The sequence below is a fragment of the Synechococcus sp. R8-2 genome, from assembly GCF_047461715.1.
Classification (GTDB): Bacteria; Cyanobacteriota; Cyanobacteriia; order Thermostichales; family Thermostichaceae; genus Thermostichus.
The window spans coordinates 1-2,589 of record NZ_JANSHQ010000361.1; the positions used below are offsets into that span (position 1 = coordinate 1).

A 2,589-nucleotide genomic window follows, 5' to 3' on the forward strand; every position below is an offset into this window, starting at 1 on the left:
GTCAGGGTCGGGTAGTTTACTGGGCGAGGGCCGCAGCTGGCGGCAGGAGGTGGTCTATGGAAGCAGAGGTGCAACAGGGGCAGCAATCGCCTGAGGGCCAACTGGAGAAGCGCCCCCCTTCTCCGCCTTGGGCCGGGATCCCCTTACAGAGGGGCCTCGGTCACCGGGTACGGCAGCACGTCAATCCCCTGCAGGCGCAGTATCAGCAGCCCACCCCCCCACCCCATTGGGAGCGGGTATACCGACGGCTGGGGCAGCCCTTTCATCTGGATATCGGCACAGGGAGCGGACGATTTCTGCTGCGCCTCGCTCAGGAGCAGCCCGACTGGAACTTCCTAGGGGTAGAGATTCGGCAGGCGCTGGTGGAGCGGGCCAATGCCTGGCGGGATGAGCTGGGGCTGGATAACGTCCATTTTCTGTTTGCCAACATCAATGTCTCTTTGCGGCATCTGTTTGCGCCGGGGGATCTCAGCCGGGTGACCATCCTATTTCCGGATCCCTGGTTCAAAAAGCGCCATCACAAACGGCGGATCGTCCAGCCCCAACTGGTGGCGGATCTGGCTCTGCTGCTGCGACCGGGCAGCCCCGTCTTCCTGCAATCGGATATCCAAGAGGTGGCCGAAGAAATGGCAGCTCGATTTTTGGATCATCCGCAGTTTTGGGATCCCCACCAGGGGCCTTTGGACTCCAATCCCCTCGGCATCCCCACGGAGCGGGAGTGGCAGTGTCTGCAACTGGGCCTGCCCATCTATCGCTATTGGCTGGAGCGCCGGTGACAACGGGGCAAAGCAGTAATAACAACTCCATTCCGCCAAGACAAACAGAAGATAGGATATAACCCGCTTGAGTTGGATCCGTCGCCGCAATGTCTCACTCTGAAACCACGGCCTCTGCCGACCCCTCCTCTGCTTGGTTTTCTGTTCGCCGTGGGATCCTCAACCTGCTGAGCCTATTGGCCATTGTGATTGTCGGGCTTTCTCTTTCCAGCAGTTGGTTTCAGCCGCCGCCCCAAACGCAGTTGGATTTGTTGCAAACCGATCTCGCCCTGCAGGCTTCCCGCACCCTCGATGATCCCCGCTATCAGGATCTGGCACGGGCACTTTTGGGTCAGGATGTGTTCAAGGTGGCCCAAAATCGCTATCAGCAGACCGCCGATAACTACACCGAACGCCTGAAACGTTTGAAACGGCTGGCCCGTTTAACTCCTGCTGGCGAATCTGAGGCGGCCAGCCCAGAACTGGCCCAATCTCCAGAGGTGGATCCCGCCCTTTTGGCCTCCATGCAAGATTTGCAGACGGAGCTGGATGCACTGTGGCTGCGCCTGGGCTTGCTCTATGCCTACCAAGAAGATCTGGAGGCCGCTCGGCAGCAATGGCAGCAGATCATCGACCTGGAACGTCCCGTGGAGCTGGAATCGAGCCAAAAGGGGGCAGCGCGGGTTTTGCAAGGGCTGTGGGGAACACCGCGGCGCATCTTGCCAGAGGCGGAGGTGCAGATCCGCAATCATCTGGATGGTTGGTTTGAGGCGGTGGCTCTGCAACAGCTTTACCGACTGCAGCAGCGCAGCGATAGCCTAAATGCCCTCAACCAACAGCAGGAAAAATTGGCCTTGGCGGCTCTATTTCGACTGGCGGTGGTGGGCGGGATCCCCGTGCTGGGGGCACTGCTGGGGTTGATGCTCTTGTTGGGCTGGCTGGGCTGGAGCCTTTGGCGCAAACGTCCGCTCCTGGGCCCTGCTTGGGAAGTGCCTTGGCCGGGGATCGGGGCGCAAGCGGTGTTGACCGGCTGGTTTTTGGGGTTTATCGCCCTCAACGCTTTGGTGCCTCGACTTTACATCATCATCCTCGGCCTGGGGGCACGGCAGCTCAGCCCTTGGCAGCAGGCGGTAGCCCTGTTTCTCACCTACAATTCCGGCGCTTTGCTGGGGGCAGGGTTATTGTACCGTCTCTTGCACGCCTACCCCGGCTGGCAGAGGGTGCTGCAGGTGCGGTTGTGGGGTCCTTGGCTGCTGTGGGGCTTGTGTGGCTACTGGGTGGCCTTGCCTTTGGTGGTGCTGGCAGCGGCACTCTCGCAATTGCTGCTACCGCAGGCAGGGGGTGGGAATCCCATTTTGCCCCTGCTGCTGGATAGCCATGGTTGGGGGGCGCGGTTGGTGTTTTTGGCCGTGGTGTCTGTCTGTGCCCCTGTTTTTGAGGAGGTGCTGTTCCGGGGCTTTTGGCTGCCTACTCTAAGCCGCTACCTGCCTATGGGGGCCGCCATTGTGCTCAGCGCCTTCACCTTTGCCCTTGCCCACCTCAACCTTTCCGATCTGCTGCCTTTGACCATGCTGGGGGTGGTGCTGGGGGTGGTGTACAGCCACAGCCGCAACCTGCTGGCTCCCATCCTGCTGCACAGCCTCTGGAATACGGGATCCCTGGTGACGCTGCTGGTGCTGGGAGGAGCGCGTTAAGGGGATCTCTGTCTGCCTACTTTTTCCTGCCGAAGAGGCGGCTAAAGAACCCGCCGTTGTCTTCTTTGCGGGGAGGCGGCACCACTTTCTGAGCCTGTGACGTTTGACGGCTGGCCACTCGCGTTGGCGGGACGGAGTCC

General features: G+C 60.8%; 2 protein-coding genes. Both read left to right on the forward strand.

The genetic code is table 11. From position 1 onward, the window contains the following. The first annotated feature begins 56 nt into the window (after positions 1 to 56). Positions 57 to 776, forward strand: a complete 720-nt coding sequence (gene trmB / locus NW819_RS09005; protein ID WP_414413541.1) for a tRNA (guanosine(46)-N7)-methyltransferase TrmB — start codon at positions 57 to 59, stop codon at positions 774 to 776. A gap of 89 nt (positions 777 to 865) precedes the next feature. Beyond that, positions 866 to 2,449 carry a type II CAAX prenyl endopeptidase Rce1 family protein gene (locus NW819_RS09010; protein ID WP_414413540.1) on the forward strand — a complete coding sequence of 528 codons (1,584 nt, stop codon included), beginning with the start codon at positions 866 to 868 and terminating at the stop codon, positions 2,447 to 2,449. Positions 2,450 to 2,589 lie beyond the last annotated feature (140 nt).

Bases quoted from the DNA above. Each gene is read 5' to 3' on its own strand.
- trmB (WP_414413541.1), top strand. From the start codon at position 57: ATGGAAGCAGAGGTGCAACAGGGGCAGCAATCGCCTGAGGGCCAACTG.
- NW819_RS09010 (WP_414413540.1), top strand. From the start codon at position 866: ATGTCTCACTCTGAAACCACGGCCTCTGCCGACCCCTCCTCTGCTTGG.